The sequence below is a fragment of the Halomonas dongshanensis genome (assembly GCF_024790395.1).
Taxonomy (GTDB): domain Bacteria; phylum Pseudomonadota; class Gammaproteobacteria; order Pseudomonadales; family Halomonadaceae; genus Vreelandella; species Vreelandella dongshanensis.
The window spans coordinates 22,405-41,771 of the sequence record NZ_JAJISC010000002.1; the positions used below are offsets into that span (position 1 = coordinate 22,405).

11 protein-coding genes and 1 pseudogene are annotated in these 19,367 nt (G+C 61.7%); 10 read left to right on the forward strand and 2 right to left on the reverse strand.

The window, feature by feature from the left end:
• Positions 1-178 precede the first annotated feature (178 nt).
• From LLY24_RS03640 to LLY24_RS03680, 9 genes and pseudogenes are all read left to right on the forward strand, one after another.
• A pseudogene (locus tag LLY24_RS03640) lies at positions 179-1,411 on the forward strand (type IV pilus secretin PilQ); the annotation flags it as partial.
• Positions 1,411-1,998 (forward strand): shikimate kinase AroK, encoded by a 588-nt coding sequence (aroK, locus tag LLY24_RS03645; protein ID WP_259034926.1) that lies wholly within the window; start codon positions 1,411-1,413, stop codon positions 1,996-1,998. The pseudogene LLY24_RS03640 and the gene aroK, both read left to right, overlap by 1 nt.
• The gene (aroB, locus tag LLY24_RS03650) at positions 1,995-3,113 is read left to right on the forward strand and encodes a 3-dehydroquinate synthase (protein WP_259034927.1); all 1,119 of its coding nucleotides are present in this window, start codon (positions 1,995-1,997) and stop codon (positions 3,111-3,113) included. Before aroK ends, aroB begins: the two co-directional genes overlap by 4 nt.
• Before the next feature lie 464 nt (positions 3,114-3,577).
• A complete protein-coding gene (gene gltB, locus LLY24_RS03655; RefSeq protein WP_259034928.1) occupies positions 3,578-8,020 on the forward strand; it encodes a glutamate synthase large subunit in 4,443 nt (1,480 codons plus the stop codon).
• Positions 8,021-8,056: 36 nt separating this feature from the next.
• Positions 8,057-9,475, forward strand: a complete 1,419-nt coding sequence (locus LLY24_RS03660; protein WP_259034929.1) for an FAD-dependent oxidoreductase — start codon at positions 8,057-8,059, stop codon at positions 9,473-9,475.
• 187 nt (positions 9,476-9,662) lie between these two features.
• Positions 9,663-11,315: a CTP synthase gene (gene pyrG, locus LLY24_RS03665; protein WP_259034930.1), complete on the forward strand. Its 1,653-nt coding sequence runs from the start codon at positions 9,663-9,665 to the stop codon at positions 11,313-11,315.
• 15 nt (positions 11,316-11,330) lie between these two features.
• The gene (kdsA, locus tag LLY24_RS03670) at positions 11,331-12,194 is read left to right on the forward strand and encodes a 3-deoxy-8-phosphooctulonate synthase (RefSeq protein WP_259034931.1); all 864 of its coding nucleotides are present in this window, start codon (positions 11,331-11,333) and stop codon (positions 12,192-12,194) included.
• 76 nt (positions 12,195-12,270) lie between these two features.
• Positions 12,271-13,560, forward strand: a complete 1,290-nt coding sequence (gene eno / locus LLY24_RS03675; protein WP_259034932.1) for a phosphopyruvate hydratase — start codon at positions 12,271-12,273, stop codon at positions 13,558-13,560.
• A 524-nt stretch (positions 13,561-14,084) separates the two neighbouring features.
• A complete protein-coding gene (locus tag LLY24_RS03680) occupies positions 14,085-15,548 on the forward strand; it encodes an L-cystine transporter (RefSeq protein ID WP_345799636.1) in 1,464 nt (487 codons plus the stop codon).
• Between the two features lie 95 nt (positions 15,549-15,643).
• Here the strand turns inward: LLY24_RS03680 and fdxA are convergent, their stop codons facing one another.
• Both fdxA and mutS read right to left on the reverse strand, forming a co-directional pair.
• The gene (gene fdxA, locus LLY24_RS03685; RefSeq protein ID WP_259034933.1) at positions 15,644-15,967 is read right to left on the reverse strand and encodes a ferredoxin FdxA; all 324 of its coding nucleotides are present in this window, start codon (positions 15,965-15,967) and stop codon (positions 15,644-15,646) included.
• Positions 15,968-16,115: 148 nt separating this feature from the next.
• A complete protein-coding gene (gene mutS / locus LLY24_RS03690) occupies positions 16,116-18,716 on the reverse strand; it encodes a DNA mismatch repair protein MutS (protein ID WP_259034934.1) in 2,601 nt (866 codons plus the stop codon).
• A 109-nt stretch (positions 18,717-18,825) separates the two neighbouring features.
• Between mutS and LLY24_RS03695 the strand changes: the two genes are divergently transcribed.
• Positions 18,826-19,335, forward strand: a complete 510-nt coding sequence (locus LLY24_RS03695; RefSeq protein ID WP_259034935.1) for a CinA family protein — start codon at positions 18,826-18,828, stop codon at positions 19,333-19,335.
• Positions 19,336-19,367: the final 32 nt, after the last annotated feature.

The window sequence follows — 19,367 nt, forward strand, 5'->3', positions numbered from 1 at the left end:
GGTGAACATATAGGGATAAATATAAGGGAATAAGCATAGGGGAATGATAATGACGATGGGACAACGGCTGGGCTTGGTCGCCGCCTTACTGCCGAGCTTGGTGATGGGGGCCTCGCTCGACGATACGCGCCTGCAGGGGTTGAGCGAGCGGACAGGGACGAGCGTGAGCGCCAACGCAGGTGAGCGGCTAAACCTCAACGTACACGAGATGGAAGTGCGCGCCGTATTGGCCTCATTGGCCGAGTTCACCGGGCTCAACCTGGTCGTGGCCGATGGCGTGAGCGGCCTGGTGACGCTCAATCTCAACGACGTGCCCTGGGAGCAGGCGTTGGGGCTGATTCTGCAAAGCCAGGGGTTGGCTAGCCATCGCGACGGCAACGTGCTCTTCGTGGCCCCGGCCGAAACGTTCGAGACGCCGCTGACGCTCGAAGCCTCGTCGCCGCCAGTGCTCGAAAGCGAACACCTTGCCATTCGCTACGCTCGCGCGGCGGATCTGGCCGAGCTTTTACGCCGCGACGGCGGCTTTGGTTTATTGACCGACGATGGCAGAGTGGCCGTCGATGAGCGCACCAACGCACTATGGGTGCAGGATACACCCGAACAGCTCGCCGAGATTCGGCGCATGCTGGCACGCCTCGATGTGCCCGTGCGCCAGGTGCAGATCGAAGCGCGCATCGTGGTGGCCCGCGATAGCGCCAGCCGGGCGCTGGGTATCAACTGGGGCTTTTCCAGCACGCGTGGCTTCCAGGCACTCGATAACGGCACTTTCGGCCCGCGCGACATCAATCCCGGTGGACTCAATCGCGCTCGGGGCGGGCTCGCGATCGATTTGGGAGCTCCCGGCCAGCGCGGGGCAGGCACTGGGTTCACCTTTGGCTATCTCGCTGGTGACGTACTGCTCGACTTGGAGCTTAGGGCGCTGGAGACCGAAGGTATGAGTCAGACCATCTCTCAGCCGCGCATCATCACCGCCAACCAGCGCACCGCGCGAATTCTTCAGGGCCAAGAGCGCGCCTTCACCTCGGGGCAGAACCAGGAGAATCCGCAGATCGAGTTCAAGGAGGCGGTGCTCTCGCTCGAAGTGACACCGCAGATCACCCCGGATGATCGCATCGTGATGAACCTCTTGATCACCAACGACACCTTCGGTCAGCCCGAAGCGCCCAACTTCGAGCCACCGATCAACCGCAACGAAATCGAAACTCAGGTGCTGGTCGACGACGGCCAGACCGTGGTGCTGGGCGGTATTTTGACCAGCGAAGAGCTGCGCCAGCTCGCGCAAACACCGCTTCTAGGCGATCTCCCCGTCATTGGTCGACTGTTTCGCTATACCGAAGAGAGCAATGAAAAGGTAGAGTTGTTAGTCTTCATCACTCCACGACTACTTGACGATGGCCTGGCGGTTCGCTGATGCAGGAATTACCCAACGTTTTTTTGATAGGCCCCATGGGGGCAGGCAAGAGCACCATAGGGCGCTTGCTGGCAGCGGAGCTATCGCGCGAGTTCTTCGACAGCGACCACGTCATTCAGGATCGCTGCGGTGCCGACATTCCCTGGATTTTCGACGTGGAGGGCGAGCAGGGCTTTCGCCTGCGCGAAATGCAGATGATCGACGAACTGACCCAGTATGAGGGCATCGTCCTTGCCACCGGCGGTGGCGCGGTACTGCGCGAAGAGAACCGCCGCGCGCTGCGCGAACGCGGCACCGTGGTCTATTTGATGACCACGGTAGAACAGCAGCTCAAACGCACCGCGCGCGATCGTAATCGGCCGCTGTTGCAGTGCGCCGACCGCGAGCGCGTACTCAACGATATGTTCACCCAGCGCGATCCTCTATACCGCGCTACCGCAGATATCCCGGTACGCACCGACCGGCGCAGCCCGCGCGCGGTGGTCAACGAGATCCTGCGTCGCGTACGCCGCCTGGCGCATCCGCTGGAGGCGTCCGAGGCGCATCCGTCCTCTTCTTTGCCCAACGACCACAAGGTATCGCCATGACGCGCGCTGCTTCCCCCTCCCGGACCCTCAACGTCGAGCTCGGCGAGCGTAGCTACCCTATCCATATCGGCACCGGTCTGCTCGACGAGCCGACCTGCTTTGCGCCCTATATCGTGGGCACCCAGGTCATGGTGGTGACCAATGAGACCATCGCGCCGCACTACCTGAAACGTCTGCTCGCCACGCTCGAAAAGGGCGCCTCGCGACCGCTCGACGTGCGCAGCGTCATCCTACCCGATGGCGAACAGTACAAGAGCATTGCCCAGGTGGAGCATATCTGGGATGCGCTGCTCGAAGCGGGCTTCAACCGCCGCTGCACGCTGATCGCCCTTGGTGGCGGCGTCATCGGCGATATGGTCGGCTTTGCGGCGGCCGCGTACCAGCGCGGCGTGGCCTTCATCCAGGTGCCCACCACGCTGCTCTCCCAGGTGGACTCCTCTGTGGGCGGCAAGACTGGGGTCAATCATCCGCTGGGCAAGAATATGATCGGCGCCTTCTGGCAGCCCAAGGCGGTGGTCGTGGATATCGCCAGTCTTGCCTCGCTGCCTGCGCGCGAGCTCTCGGCAGGGCTCGCCGAGGTGGTCAAGTATGGCTTGATTCGGGATATCGCGTTTCTGGCCTGGCTTGAGGAGCACATGGCTGCGCTGCGCGCGCTCGATGAAGCCGCTCTGGCAGAGGCGATCGCGCGTAGCTGCGAGATCAAGGCCGAGATCGTCGCCGCCGATGAGACCGAACAGGGCGTGCGCGCGCTGCTGAATTTGGGCCATACCTTTGGTCACGCCATCGAAGCGCACCAAGGCTACGGTAACTGGCTACACGGTGAAGCCGTGGGGGCAGGCATGGCCATGGCGGCGTCGCTATCGCACCAGCGCGGCTGGCTGTCCGCGGCCGATCGCGATAGGGCTCACGCCGTGATCGAGCGCGCGGGGCTGCCGCTCGCCGCTCCCGCTAACATGGATAGCGCCGCCTTCCTGGCGCGTATGCGTTTGGATAAGAAAAACCTCGATACCCATATTCGCTTGATTCTGCTGACCGCGCTGGGAGAGGCCTGCATCAGCGATACCACCCCGCCCGATCAGCTCGACGCGTTCATCGAGGCGTATCCGCGCCGATAGCGCACGACTGACCCTATCATCGATCTCCTAACCCGCTTCGGCGGGTTTTTTTGCGCGCGAAGATAGCGGGCATCGTGTCAAAACTGCTTAATAAACGAACAATCCGCATGCCTTATGCGCTATCGGCATGGGTTTTTGTGCTTATTTAAGACTAAAGTCTAATGATTTTTTGTTACCGTTTAAAATCCGTTGTATCACTTTGCAAGTGGTTGAAGTGTATGCTTTTTTGCTTTTGAATGGGTTGCAAGTTCAAGATTTGGAAAGACTTTTTGGCGAGAATGCGGGGGCGGGTAATTGCGCAGAAGGGGGCTGTATCGCTATGCTGAGCGGCCGTTTGTTAGGCAGCGAGCGCAGCTGTCTCGTGGTTTCGAGGCAAGTTGTAAGGCGAGAAAGTAAAATAAAACCTGTCTTTATAGCATATAAATGCTGCCAGAAAAATACGTTGACTAGTTGAGGCACGCCCCATGAACAGAGGTCTTCACCAGCCTGGCGAGTTTCGCGATAACTGTGGCTTTGGCCTGATCGCCCATATGGAGGGGCAGGCGAGCCACGATTTGCTGAAAACCGCCATCGAATCTCTTACCTGCATGACGCACCGTGGCGGGATCGCTGCCGATGGCCGCACCGGCGACGGCTGTGGCCTGTTGCTGAAGATGCCTGTCCAGTTCATGCGCGAAGTCGCCAAAACGTCGCTGGGAGTTACCCTGGGCGAGCACTTTGCCGTGGGCGTGGTCTTTCTGCCCGATGACGACGCGCGTGAGCAGCACGCCCGCGAGGTCTTCGAAGGCGAGCTGAGCGCGCGCGGTCTCGACGTGCTGGGCTGGCGGGACGTGCCGACCGATCAGAGCGTGTGCGGGCCAATGGCCATCGACTGCCTGCCGCGTATTCGCCAGGTGTTCGTCGCTCCCAATGCGCCCGAGCGCTTCGATGTCGACCTGTTCATGGCGCGGCGCTATGCCGAGCAGAAGCTGCGCGACGAAGCCGACTTCTACGTCGCTTCGCTCTCGCCCAACGTGGTCTCCTATAAAGGCCTGGTGATGCCGGAAGATCTGCCGGCGTTCTACAAGGATTTGGGCGATGAGCGCCTGGAGACGGCAATCTGTGTCTTCCACCAGCGCTTCTCTACCAACACCGCGCCGCGCTGGCCGCTGGCGCAGCCTTTCCGCCTACTCGCCCATAACGGCGAAATCAATACCATCGAGGCCAACCGTAGCTGGGCCAACTCGCGCAAGGCCAACTTCATCAGCGAGCGCCTGCCAGACATCGCCGAGCTCGACGAGATCGTCAACACCGTCGGCTCCGACTCCTCGAGCATGGATAACATGCTCGAAGTGCTGCTGACCGGCGGCATGGAGCTGCATCGTGCCGTGCGCATGATGGTGCCGCCCGCCTGGCAGAACGTCGAAACGATGGATGCCGAGCTGCGTGCTTTCTACGAATACAACTCCATGCACATGGAGCCCTGGGACGGCCCGGCAGGCGTGGTCATGACCGATGGCCGCCAGGCAGTGTGCATGCTCGACCGTAACGGTCTGCGTCCGGCGCGTTGGGTCATTACCAAAAACGGTTACATCACTTTGGCCTCCGAAATCGGGACCTACGGCTACCGGCCCGAGGACGTGGTCGCCAAAGGCCGCGTTGGTCCGGGGCAGATGCTCGCCATCGATACCCAAACTGGCGAAGTGCTGCACACCCAGGACATCGACGACCGCTTGAAGTCGGCCTACCCTTACAAGCGCTGGCTGAAGCAGGAAGCCAACTACCTGGAGTCGGCACTAACCGAGCTTGCACGTTTCCAAACCATGGAAACCGATGCGCTCAACGTGCAGCAGAAGATGTTCCAGGTCAGTTTTGAGGAGCGCGACCAGGTGCTTCGCCCGCTGGCGGAAAGCGGTCAGGAAGCGGTGGGCTCGATGGGGGACGACACCCCCATGGCGGTGCTGTCGAGCCGTCCGCGCCTGTTGACCGATTTCTTCCGGCAGAAATTCGCCCAGGTCACCAACCCGCCGATCGATCCGCTGCGCGAAGCGATCGTAATGTCGTTGGAAACCTGCTGTGGCGCCGAGCTCAACGTCTTCAAGGCGACCCCCGAGCACGCCCACCGTTTGATCCTGACCACGCCCGTGCTCTCGCCGCGCAAGTTTACGGCACTCGTGTCCCAAGAGGATCCCGCCTTTGCCAGCGTTACGCTGTCGCTTGGCTACGACCCCGAGCAGCAGTCGCTCAAGCAGGCACTGGTCGCGCTGTGCCGTGAGGCCGAAGCCCAGGTGCGCAGCGGCAAGGTGATTTTGGCTCTTAGCGATGCCGAACTGCCCAAGGGGCAACTGCCGATTCAGGCGGTCCTGGCCGTGGGGGCGGTGCACACGCATCTTGGCCGCTTGGCGCTGCGTCCCAACGCCAACATCATCGTCGAGACCGGCTATGCCCGCGATGCCCACCAGATGGCGGTGCTTTTTGGCGTAGGCGCAACGGCCGTTTACCCATGGCTTGCCTACCAGGTGATGGCCGACATGCACCGCGTGGGCGAGCTTGGCGGTAACCCGGCGGACACCCGCGAGAACTACCGTAAGGGCCTGCAGAAGGGGCTGTTCAAGATTCTCTCCAAGATGGGGATCTCCACGCTTGCCTCCTACCGCGGTTCGATGCTGTTCGAAGCCGTGGGCCTTGGCGAAGAGGTGATGGATCTATGCTTCCCCGGAATGGCCTCTCGTATTCAAGGCACTGGCTTTGCCGAGCTGCAGCTGCAGCAGGAAGGGCTGGCCCGCGATGCCTGGATTGCGCGCAAGGGCATCTCACAGGGTGGCATGCTCAAGTACGTGCACGGCCACGAGTACCACGCCTACAACCCCGACGTGGTCAAGGCGCTGCAGGCAGCGGTACAAGAAGGCAGCTACGCCAACTGGAAAAAATTCGCTCAGTTGGTCAACGAGCGTCCGGTCGCGACCATTCGCGACCTGCTCACACTCAAGTTTGACGGCCCGTCGATCGCTCTCGACGAGGTCGAGCCGGTCGAGTCGTTGCTGCCGCGCTTCGATAGCGCTGGTATGTCCATTGGCGCGCTTTCACCCGAGGCCCACGAAGCGCTGGCCCAGGCGATGAACGAGTCGGGCGGGCGCTCCAACTCCGGTGAAGGCGGCGAAGATCCGGCGCGTTACGGCACCGTGCGCAGCTCCAAGATCAAGCAGATCGCCTCCGGCCGCTTTGGTGTGACGCCCGCCTATCTGGTCAACGCCGACGTGCTGCAGATCAAGGTCGCCCAGGGCGCCAAGCCCGGTGAGGGCGGTCAGCTGCCGGGTGGTAAGGTCAATCAGCTCATCGCTCGACTGCGCCACGCCGTGCCCGGCGTTACCCTGATCTCGCCGCCGCCGCACCACGACATCTACTCGATCGAGGACTTGGCCCAGCTGATCTTCGATTTGAAACAGGTCAACCCCAGGGCTCAGGTCTCGGTCAAGCTGGTCTCCGAGCCCGGCATCGGCACCATCGCCACGGGCGTGGCCAAGGCCTACGCCGATTTGATCACCGTTTCCGGCTACGATGGCGGTACGGCGGCAAGCCCGCTCACCTCAATCAAGCATGCCGGTTCCCCCTGGGAGTTGGGGCTGCCCGAGGTGCATCAGGCGCTGCGTATCAACGGCCTGCGCGACAAGATTCGTCTACAGACCGACGGCGGCCTGAAAACCGGGCTCGACGTCATCAAGGCCGCGATTCTCGGCGCCGAGAGCTTCGGCTTTGGCACTGCGCCGATGGTGGCGCTGGGTTGTAAATTCCTGCGTATTTGCCACCTCAACAACTGTGCCACGGGGGTCGCGACCCAGGACGACTTCCTGCGCGGTGAGCACTTCCGTGGCACCGTCGATATGGTCAAGAACTACTTCCGCTTCATCGCCGAAGAGGTGCGCGAGCTGATGGCGCTGCTGGGCGTCCGTCAGCTGACCGACCTGATCGGCCGTACCGACCTGCTCGAAGCGATCGAAGGCCACACGGCATCGCAGCGCAAGCTGGATCTGACGCCGCTACTGGCCAACGATTTCGTGCCCGCAGAGGCGCCGCAGTTCTGTACCGTGAGCCGTAACGTTCCCCACGATCCTGGCGCCAAGAACCAGGAAGTGCTGGAGGCGATCGTTGACGCCATCGAGGCCAAGAGCGGCGGCGAGTTCCACTTCACCATCACCAACTGCGACCGCAGCGTGGGCGCCTTGGCCTCCGGCGAGATCGCCAAGCGCTACGGTGAAGAGGGCTTAAGCGAGGCACCGCTAGACGTGCGTTTTACCGGCGTGGCGGGGCAGAGCTTCGGCGTGTGGAACGCCAAGGGCTTGAACCTCTACCTCGAAGGCGACGCTAACGACTACGTGGGTAAAGGCATGAACGGCGGAAGCGTGGTCATCGTGCCGCCGAAGGTCAGCGAGTTCGAGAGCCACAAGACGGCGATCATCGGCAACACCTGCCTTTACGGCGCCACGGGCGGCACGCTCTACGCCGCAGGGACGGCGGGCGAGCGTTTCGGGGTGCGTAACTCTGGCGCTACCGCCGTGATCGAAGGCGCTGGCGACCACTGCTGTGAGTACATGACCGGGGGGCTCGTCTGCGTACTGGGCGACACAGGGGTGAACTTCGGCGCGGGCATGACCGGTGGCTTTGCCTACGTGCTGGACGAAGATCGCACCTTCGTCGACAAATACAACCACGAACTCGTGGAGATTCATCGCGTCAACACCGAAGCCATGGAGGCCTACCGTCGGCACTTGCGCGAAATGATCGAGGCCTATGTAGCAGCGACCGGCTCGAAGCGCGGCGCGGCGATTCTCGAGGACTTCAGCGACTATGCCCGCCATTTCTGGCTGGTCAAGCCGAAGGCGGCAAGCCTTGGCAGTCTGCTGGATCAGTCTCGGCGTCAGCCGCAGTAATCCGTGCCCGCCCCTAACGCTGACAGGAGAGAGACCATGGCTAACCGTTTGAACAACGATTTCCAGTTCGTCGACGTGGGTCGTCTGGACCCGCAAAAGAAAGAGGCGCGCCTGCGCGCCAAAGAGTTCGCCGAGATCTACGAGCCGTTCAAGCCGTCCGAGGCGGCAAGCCAGGCGCACCGTTGCCTGCACTGCGGTAACCCTTACTGCGAGTGGAAGTGCCCGGTGCACAACTACATCCCCAACTGGCTCAAGCTGGTAGTGGAGGGCAACATCCTCGAGGCGGCCGAGCTTTCGCACAAGACCAACTCGCTGCCCGAGGTGTGCGGTCGCGTTTGCCCCCAGGATCGCCTCTGCGAAGGCGACTGCACCCTGAACGACGGCTTCGGTGCGGTCACTATCGGCTCGGTGGAGAAGTACATCACCGATACCGCTTTCGCCATGGGCTGGCGCCCGGACATGGCCCACGTGAGCTGGACCGACAAGAAGGTCGCCATCATCGGCGCCGGACCCGCGGGCCTTGGCTGTGCCGATGTGCTGGTGCGCAACGGCGTCAAGCCGGTGGTGTTCGACAAGTACCCCGAGATTGGCGGGCTTTTGACCTTCGGTATCCCCGAGTTCAAGCTCGAAAAGAGCGTCATGGAGCGCCGTCGGGCAGTGTTCGAGGAGATGGGCGTCGAGTTTCGCCTCAACACCGAAATCGGCACCGATATCGAGTTCGATACCCTGCTCCAGGAGTACGACGCGGTGTTTCTCGGTATGGGCACCTATCAGTACATGCAGGGCGGCTTCCCCGGTGAAGATCTGCCAGGCGTCTACAAGGCGTTGGACTTTTTGATTGCCAACGTCAACCGCCGCATGGGCTTCGAGAAAGACCCGAACGACTACATCTCGATGGAAGGCAAGCGCGTGGTGGTGCTCGGTGGGGGCGACACGGCGATGGACTGCAACCGCACCTCCATCCGCCAGGGGGCTTTAAGCGTGACCTGCGCCTACCGCCGCGACGAAGCCAACATGCCAGGCTCGCGCCGCGAAGTGGCCAACGCTCGCGAAGAGGGCGTCGAGTTTCTCTTCAACCGCCAGCCGGTCGCGGTAGTGGGCGAGGAGAAGGTCGAGGGTGTAAAGGTGGTACGTACGCGTCTGGGCGAGCCCGACGAAAACGGCCGCCGTCGCCCCGAGATCGTTCCTGGCTCCGAAGAGGTCATCGCCGCCGACGCCGTGGTCATCGCCTTCGGCTTCCAGGCAAGCCCTGCGCCCTGGTTCGATAGCGCCAATATCGAGGTCAACGACTGGAACCTGGTCAAAGCTCCCGAGCACGGCCAGTACGCCTTCCAGACCAGCAACGAGAAGATCTTTGCCGGTGGCGACATGGTGCGCGGCTCCGATCTCGTGGTCACCGCCATCTACGAAGGCCGCCAGGCCGCCAGCGGTATCATGGACTACCTGGGCGTTTAAGTAAGCCAGTTTCAGTGCAACGAAAACGAAAAGGGGCAGCGGGGGCAACACCGCTGCCCCTTTTTATCTTTGCGCCTGTACGTCTCGGGCGCGGAAATTGAGCCACCGTGCGTACTCTGCTATTCTGTCGTCCCATCCTGGCGTGGCTTTCTGCCGTGCCTTTTGACTATGATTCGACAGGTTTTCCATGACACGATATATCTTCGTGACCGGCGGCGTTGTGTCCTCTCTCGGCAAGGGCATTGCAGCAGCCTCGCTGGCGGCCATTCTCGAGGCCCGCGGTCTCAAGGTGACCATTCTCAAGCTGGATCCGTACATCAACGTCGATCCGGGCACCATGAGTCCGTTCCAGCACGGCGAAGTGTTCGTCACCGAGGATGGTGCGGAAACCGATCTCGACCTGGGCCACTATGAGCGCTTCATCCGCACCAAGATGACCCAGAGCAACAACTTCACCACCGGCCGGGTCTACGAGCACGTGCTGCGCAAGGAGCGCCGCGGTGACTATCTGGGCGGCACGGTGCAGGTCATTCCGCATATCACCGACGAGATCAAGCGTCGCGTCTACGCAGGGGGCGAAGGCTTTGACGTCGCTCTGGTCGAGATTGGCGGCACCGTCGGCGATATCGAATCGCTGCCGTTTCTGGAGTCGATTCGCCAGATCAGAAGCGAGCTGGGCGCAAGCCACGCGATCTACATGCACTTGACGCTCGTGCCCTACATCAAGACCGCCGGTGAGACCAAGACCAAACCGACCCAGCACAGCGTCAAGGAGCTGCGCTCGATCGGTATCCAGCCGGACATCCTGATTTGCCGTAGCGAAGTCGAGCTCGAAGAGAGCGAGCGGCGCAAGATTGCGCTGTTCACCAACGTGGAAGAGCGCGCTGTGGTTCCGCTTCAGGATGCCGACACCATCTACCGCATTCCGCTGATGCTCCACGAGCACGGCCTTGATGACATCGTTTGCGACAAGCTGCGCCTGGAAGCCGAGCCCGCCGATCTCTCCGAGTGGGTCAAGGTGCTGGATGCCAAGCTCAACCCCTTGAAGTCGATCAGCATCGCCATGGTAGGTAAGTACATGGAGCTGCTGGATGCTTACAAGTCGCTCAACGAAGCGCTGATTCACGCCGGTATCCAGGGCCGTATCAAGGTCAACGTCGACTACATCGACTCCGAGCTGATCGAGCGTCACGGCACCGAACGTCTGGCCGGAAAGGACGCCATCCTGGTGCCCGGCGGCTTTGGCGAGCGCGGCGTCGAAGGCAAGATCATGGCGGCCCAGTTCGCTCGCGAGAACAAGATTCCCTATCTGGGCATCTGCCTGGGTATGCAGGTTGCGGTCATCGAGTTCGCGCGTAACGTCGCTGGCTGGACGGACGCCAACTCCACCGAGTTCACCCACGATACTCAGCATCCGGTCGTCGGCCTGATCACCGAGTGGATCAGCCCCGAAGGCAAGATCGAGCTGCGCGACGCGGCCTCCGATCTTGGCGGCACCATGCGGCTGGGCGGTCAGGTGTGCCACTTGGCCGCCGACACCCGCGCCCGCGAGGCTTACGGCAGCGACGAGATCGTCGAGCGCCACCGTCACCGCTTCGAGGTCAACAACCAGTTCGTCGACGAGCTGGAGAAAGCAGGCTTGGTGATTTCGGGCAAGAGCGTCGATCAGTCGCTGGTCGAAGTGGTCGAGCTTCGCGATCATCCGTGGTACGTGGCTTGCCAGTTCCACCCCGAGTTCACCTCGACGCCGCGCGATGGGCACCCGCTGTTCAGCGGCTTCGTCAACGCTGCGCTCGAACACAAGGCGGCGCGCAGCCGCGCTCACGCTCAACCCGAATAAGGAAAAGGGGGACCGATGTCGTCTCAGCCTCACTCGTTCGAACGTCACATCCCCGTTGCCGGCTTAACCGCCGGCAATTCTTTGCCCCTCATGCTGCTTGGCGGCATGAACGTGCTGGAGTCGGCAGCGCTTGCCGACGAGGTGGCTAGCGCCTACGTCGAGGTCACCCAGAAACTGGGCATGCCCTACGTCTACAAGGCGAGCTTCGACAAGGCCAACCGCAGCTCGATCACCTCCTTTCGTGGCCCCGGGCTCGACAAAGGGCTGCAAATTCTCGCCGATATCAAGGCGCGCCATAAGGTACCGGTGATCACCGACGTTCACGAGCCGTGGCAGGCCGAGCGGGTCGCGGAGGTGGCCGACATTATCCAGTTGCCCGCTTTTTTGGCGCGCCAAACCGATCTGGTCGTTGCCATGGCCAAGACCGGGGCGGTGATCAACATCAAAAAGCCGCAGTTTTTGGCGCCCCATGAGATGCGCCACATCCTCAACAAGTGCCAGGAAGCAGGCAACGACAAGCTGCTTCTGTGCGAGCGCGGGTCGAGCTTTGGCTACAACAATCTGGTCGTCGACATGCTCGGCTTTGGCGACATGAAGCAGACCGGCTTTCCGGTGTTCTTCGACGTCACCCATTCGCTGCAGCGCCCCGGTGGGCGCGCCGACAGCGCCGACGGGCGCCGCGCGCAGGTGGCGGAGCTTGCCCGCGCGGGCGTGGCCGTGGGCCTGGCCGGGCTCTTTTTGGAGGCCCACCCAGACCCGGACAACGCCAAGTGCGACGGCCCCTGCGCGCTGCCGCTGGATCAGTTGGAGCCGTTTTTGACCCAGCTTGCGCAGCTCGATGCGTTGGTGAAGGGGTTTGATCCGCTCACCATCCGCTGATTACGACAAAAAACGTGATACCGTGAATCGCTAATAGACGTCACATCCAACCAAGGACCCTATCAAGGAAACTCTCATGACCAAGATCGTCGATATCAGTGCGCTGGAAGTGCTTGACTCACGCGGCAATCCCACCGTTTTCGCCAAGGTTCGCCTGGAGAGCGGCGCAGTGGGTGAGGCGTGCGCCCCCAGCGGCGCTTCCACCGGCTCGCGCGAAGCGCTGGAGCTTCGCGATGGCGACAAGGCGCGCTATCTTGGCAAGGGCGTACTGAAAGCGGTCGATGCGGTCAACGGCAAGATTCGCGATACCTTAGTGGGCATGGATGCACGTGATCAGCGCGGGCTTGATGACGCCATGCTGGCGCTCGACGGTACCGACAACAAAGCGACCTTAGGCGCCAACGCCATTCTCGCTGTGTCGCTGGCAGCGGCTAAGGCGGCCGCCAACGCCAAGGGTGTACCGCTTTACGCACATATCGCCGAGCTTTACGGCCAGCCGGGCAAGTACAGCATGCCGGTGCCGATGATGAATATCATCAACGGCGGCGAGCACGCGGACAATAACGTCGACATCCAGGAGTTCATGGTTCAGCCGGTGGGAGCTGCCAACTTCCGTGATGCACTGCGCATGGGCGCGGAGATCTTTCACGCGCTGAAGAAAGTGCTTTCGGCCAAAGGGCTCTCCACCTCGGTGGGCGATGAGGGCGGCTTTGCGCCTAACCTCGCTTCCAATGCCGACGCGCTGGCGGTGATCAAGCAGGCGGTGAGCGATGCCGGGTATCAGCTGGGTAAGGACGTGACGCTGGCGCTCGACTGTGCCTCCTCCGAGTTCTACAAAGACGGCCAGTACGACCTCGCCGGTGAAGGCAAGACCTACGATGCCGAAGGCTTCGCCAACTACCTGGCCGGGCTTTGCACCGAGTACCCCATCGTCTCGATCGAGGATGGTATGGACGAGTCCGACTGGGCAGGCTGGAAGGCGCTCACCGATAAGCTGGGCGACAAGGTGCAACTGGTGGGTGATGATCTGTTCGTCACCAATACCAAGATCCTCAAGCGCGGTATCGATGAAAAGATCGGCAACTCGATCCTGATCAAGTTCAACCAGATCGGCTCGCTCTCTGAAACCCTGGACGCGATCAAGATGGCGCAGGATGCGGGCTTCACTGCGGTCATCTCCCACCGCTCGGGGGAAACCGAAGATACCACCATTGCCGATCTCGCCGTGGGCACCAGCGCAGGCCAGATCAAGACCGGATCACTGTGCCGCTCCGACCGCGTGGCCAAGTACAACCGTCTGCTGGTCATCGAAGCCGAATTGGGTAACGTCGACTATCCAGGCCTAAAGGCGATCAAGGGGCAGTGATGTATTGCGCGGTCAACTGCGCTTTCAACAGCGTGTTTTGACGCTGACCGAGAGAGGGCGTGTAAGAGATCTCGCAAGATTTTGTAAGAGATCTCTTACAAATGCCAAGGATATTCGTTCGGATTAGCCTTGTTAGGTGAGAAATATCATCTTAATTTTTATTTAAGCTGCTGTTTCTCATTTGTTTTTTAAAAAGGGGTGGGCCTATACGGCTCATCCCTTTTGCGTAGGCGTCGACTTGTCGGTTTCGGCGTTTATGCCAGAATACCTACAGGACAAGGGGAGGCAAGGATGCTTCAGAGCAGGATGCAACGGGATGCAGGTGGGGTGCGCCGGATGACACAGTGATGTGAGCTCTGGCAGGGACAGCACTCTAGGAGGTTGACACAGGGAGTGGTCAGAGGAAGTGCTTGGAGCGGGCGACCTACGGGTCGCCTTTTTTTGCGCAAATAATTACAAGCTTATAAGTAAATTACATTTTTCTCACCGGGCATAATTCCTTACCATTGCACTCAGGAATAGGTGTGAAAGCGGCTTGGCCGTTTTTGCTTCGGCGGCGCATCCTCGATGCGCCGCTTTTGTCATTTTTGGGAGAGTCTCGAATGTCTGGGTTGATTGCGGTCAACATAGCGATTTTCATCGTCGCGCTCGTGCTGCTGGCGCGCTGGCAGCGCCGCGGTGCCAGTCTATCCAAGGTCGTATTGATGGGCTTGGTCATCGGCGTGGTGCTTGGGGCGCTGCTGCAGTGGCTTTTTGAGAGCGACGTCATTGCTGGCACCATTGCCTGGGTCGATATCGTCGGCGGTGGCTACGTACAGCTGCTTAAGATGATCATCATGCCGCTGGTGCTGGTGACGATCCTCTCTGCCGTTACCCGCCTACACGATGCCAGCTCGCTGGGTAAGATCAGCTTGGGCGTACTGGCGATGCTGATGATCACCACGGCCATCTCGGCGATGATCGGGATCGGCATGACCCAACTCTTTGGCCTATCGGCCGATGGTCTGGTCCAAGGTGCTCGTGAGCTGGAGCGGGGCCAGGCGATCATCGAGCGCAGCGCTCAGGTGGCCGATCTCAGCGTACCGCAGTTGCTGCTGTCGTTCATTCCCGCCAATCCCTTCCAAGACCTTGCCGGTGCGCGGGCGACATCGATCATCAGCGTGGTGATCTTTGCGACCTTCCTGGGCTTGGCGGCGCTGGGTATCAAGCGCGAAAACCCTGCCATCGGCGATAAGCTGCTCGACGGCATCGAGGTGGTACAGAAGTGGATCATGCGCTTGGTGCGCATGGTGATTCGCCTGACGCCCTACGGCGTGATGGCGCTGATGGCCAAGGTGGTTTCCACCTCCAACCTCGACGACATTCTTAACCTGATCGGCTTCGTCGCTGCTTCCTACGTGGGGCTGACGCTGATTCTCATCATGCACGCGCTCTTCTTGACCGGCGTGGGCATCCATCCGCTGCGCTACTTCAAGAAAGTCTGGCCGGTACTCACCTTTGCCTTTACCTCACGTTCGAGCGCGGCAACGATCCCGCTCAACATCGAAGCCCAGGTGAGCCGCATCGGCGTGCCGCCCGCGATTGCCAACTTCGCTGCCTCCTTTGGTGCGACCATTGGTCAGAACGGCTGCGCTGGGCTTTATCCGGCAATGCTAGCGATGATGATCGCGCCGACCGTGGGTATCGATCCGCTCTCCATCGAGTTCCTCGCCACCCTCGTGCTGGTGGTCACGATGGCGTCTTTCGGTATCGCCGGGGTTGGCGGTGGGGCGACCTTTGCTGCCATCATCGTGCTCTCGACGCTCGATCTGCCGATCGCGCTCGCCGGGCTTTTGATCTCCATCGAACCCCTGATCGACATGGGACGCACGGCGATCAACGTCAACGGCTCGATGACCGCCGGAACGGTGACCAGCCGCCTTCTCGGCCAGCACGATGGCGCGGTGTTCGCGGCCAACGGCGACGAACTCAGCGAAAAGGCTTCTTAGCCGGTAACGCACACACACGCTGCGAGACCGCTGAAACGCAAAACGCCACCTTCGAGGTGGCGTTTTGCATGGCGGGTAGTAAGGACGGCAGCAGCTCAGCGCTCGAGCTTGTCAATTTTGCCGGTCTTGCCATCCCACTCCTTGGCGTCGGGCATGGCGTCCTTCTTCTCGGTGATGTTGGGCCACACTTCCGAGAGCTCGGCGTTGATCTCGACGAAGGCTTCTTGGCCTTCGGGCAGCTCGTCTTCGGAGAAGATCGCCTCGGCCGGGCACTCGGGCTCGCACAGGGCGCAGTCGATGCACTCGTCGGGGTGAATGACGAGGAAGTTGGGGCCTTCGTAGAAGCAGTCGACCGGGCAGACTTCCACGCAGTCAGTGTATTTGCATTGGATGCAGTTTTCGGTAACGACAAACGCCATCTTGCTATCCCTCTTGCAGACCGGGTCGTGGCCCGATCATGGTCAATCGTGAATGGTTATAAATCAGCGATTTTTTATAAGATAAAGTGAGGCACATTCTAGTGATGCCCTTGGCATGCGGCAAGCGTCTATCACGTCTTTGCGCGTATTACAGCTGTTCGCGCCACTGATAGAGCAGCATGAGCGCCTCGCGTGGCGATAGCGCGTCGATATCGGTTTGGCTAAGCGCTTCCACCACCGGGTGCGGGGCGCTGGCGAAAAGATCCGCCTGCTGGAAGCCGCCGCTGCCGCCGAGGCTATCCTGTTCGCTGCGGTGTTGGCGGCCCAGCGGCGTTTGGGCGCCGTCGATGTCGCGTTGCTCCAGGGCCATCAAGGTTTCCCGCGCGCGGCGAATCACCGGCCCCGGCACCCCGGCGAGCTGGGCGACCTGAAGGCCGTAGCTCTGGCTTGCTGGGCCCTCTTCGATGCGGTGCATGAACACGATGCCGTCACCGTGCTCGGTAGCGGTGAGGTGAACGTTGACCACGCCGCTGGTTTGCTCGGGCAGCGCCGTCATTTCGAAGTAGTGGGTAGCGAAGAGCGTCAAAGCCTGAGTCTGAGCGAGGTGCTCGGCACTGGCCCAGGCAAGCGACAGACCATCGAAGGTGCTGGTGCCACGGCCGATCTCGTCCATCAGCACGAGGCTCTGGGCGGTGGCGTTATGCAGAATGTTGGCAGTTTCGGTCATCTCGACCATGAAGGTCGAACGCCCGCCGGCCAAATCGTCCGAGGAGCCGATGCGGGTGAAGATGCGATCCAGCGGGCCGATCTCGGCGGCATCGGCGGGAACGAAGCTGCCGCAGTGGGCAAGCAGAGCGATCAGCGCCGTCTGACGCATATAGGTCGACTTACCGCCCATGTTCGGGCCGGTGATGATCAGCATGTGGCGGTTGTGATCGAGGGCGACGTCGTTGGGGACGAAGGGTTTGTCGCTGACCTGCTCCACTACCGGGTGGCGCCCGCCGCTCACCTGAATGCCGGTTGCCTCGTTGAGGGTCGGGCGGACCCAGTCGAGCGCCTCGGCGCGCTCGGCGAAGGCGCTGAGCACGTCGAGTTCGGCCAGCGCCCGCGAGGTGGCTTGAAGTTCGTTGAGCACGCCATTGAGCTCGCCGAGCAGGCGCTCGTAGAGCCATTTTTCGCGGCTAAGCGCGCGCGATTTGGCCGAAAGCGCCTTGTCCTCGAACTCCTTGAGCTCGGGAATGATGAAGCGCTCGGCGTTTTTCAGCGTCTGACGACGGATATAGTCGGCAGGGGCTTGCTGGGCTTGAGCACGGGGCAGCTCGATAAAGTAGCCGTGCACGCGGTTGTAGCCGACCTTGAGGTTGGCAAGGCCTGTGCGTTCGCGCTCGCGAAGCTCGAGCTGTACTAGGTAGTCACCGGCGTTTTCGGCCATGCCGCGATGCTCGTCGAGCTCGCTATCGAAGCCTTCGGCGATGACGCCGCCGTCGCGAATCACCACCGGCGGGTTATCGACGATGGCGCGGCGCAGCGTATCGGCAAGCTCGGCGTAGGGGCGCACGTGCGGGCGTAGATGATCCAAGGCGCTGCCCGTTTCGATGGCGCTGAGCTGGGCTTCGAGATCGGGGAGGGCGGCCAAGGCGTCGCGTAGACGCGCCAAATCGCGCGGGCGAGCGCTATAGAGCGCCACGCGAGCAAGAATGCGCTCGACGTCGCCCACGGCGTTGAGCGTATCGCGAAGCCCAAGATAGGCCATCTCGACCAGCAGTAGGGCCACACCTGCCTGGCGCCCCTTGACGATCTCACGCTGGCGCAGCGGGCGGTTGAGCCAACGCTTGAGCAAACGCGAGCCCATGGCCGTGGTGCAGGTATCCAATACGCTGGCCAGGGTATTGTCGCCGCTGCCGCCAAGGTTGGTGTCGATCTCGAGATTACGTCGGCTGGCGGCATCGATGACCACGGCGTCATCGCGGTTCTCGACGCTCAAGGTGGTGACGTGGGGCAGGCGCGAGCGCTGAGTGTCGCGGGCATAATCGATCAGCACACCTGCGGCGATCAAGGCACTAGTCAAGTGGGCACAGCCAAAGCCGCGTAGATCCTGCACCTCGAACTGATCGCACAGGCTGCGCGTGGCGCTCTCCAAATCGAACAGCCACTCGCCCTGGCGGCGCACGCTTCGCTGATGCGCCCACGCATCCGGCAGGGCCATGCTTTCGGGCACCAGAAGCTCCGCAGGTGCCAGGCGCGTGAGCTCGGCGAGCATCTCCGCCTCGCCAGGAACTTCGAGCACGTTGAAGCGGCCGCTGGAGAGTTCGAGCCAGGCGATGCCCCACTGCTCCTTGCCCGGTGCCAGTGCCACCAGCACGTTGTCGCGCCGGGCGTCGAGCAAGGCCTCGTCGTGCAGCGTGCCGGGCGTGACGATACGTACCACCTGACGCTCTACCGGCCCCTTGCTCGTCGCCGGGTCGCCGATCTGCTCGCAGATCGCCACCGACTCGCCCGTGGCTACCAAGCGTGCCAGATACCCTTCGGCGCTGTGGTAGGGCACACCTGCCATGGGAATCGGTGCGCCACCGGACTGGCCGCGGCTGGTGAGGGTGATGTCGAGCAGCGCAGCAGCGCGCTTGGCATCGTCGAAGAATAGCTCGTAGAAGTCCCCCATGCGGTAGAACAGCAGTACCTCGGGGTGCTCGCGTTTGATTTTCAGGTACTGCGCCATCATGGGCGTATGAGCGGGGCTGGCCTGTGACATGAGGGTCCTGATTGAGCGTGGCGCCGCCCTCGCGGGCGGCGGCATGTTCTGTGGGCAAGTGAAACGCAGTATTCTACGCTGAACTGACGATCGACATGAAGGAGCGAACATGCCCGCCAGCGTTTCCAGTCTGAAGAATCTCGATCTCACGTTGTTGGCCCAGCGCCTTGGGCGCGCCTGCCAAACGCGTGGGATCGAAATCACTACCGCCGAATCCTGCACCGGCGGTGGCGTGGCAAGTGCGGTAACGGCGGTCGCCGGTAGTTCGGCCTACTTCGCCTCGGGCTACGTGACCTATTCCAATGCTGCCAAGACGCGGCTGCTGGGTGTGGCGACGCAAACCCTCGATGATCACGGCGCAGTTAGCGAAGCTGTGGTAAAGGCGATGGTTGCGGGCGCCTGTCGCGAAAGCGGCGCGGGGCTAGGCGTGGCGGTCAGCGGTGTGGCCGGGCCAGACGGTGGCAGCGAGGAAAAGCCGGTGGGCACGGTGTGGATTGGCTGGGGTGACGCCAACACTCAGCACGCCGAGCGCTTTCACTTTCCCGGCGAGCGCCACGCGGTGCGCGAGCAGGCGGTGCGCGAGGCCTTAGTAGGACTTTTGGTACGCTTGGAAGCCTAATGTTGGCGTGGCCAACCGAGCCTTGCGTGCAT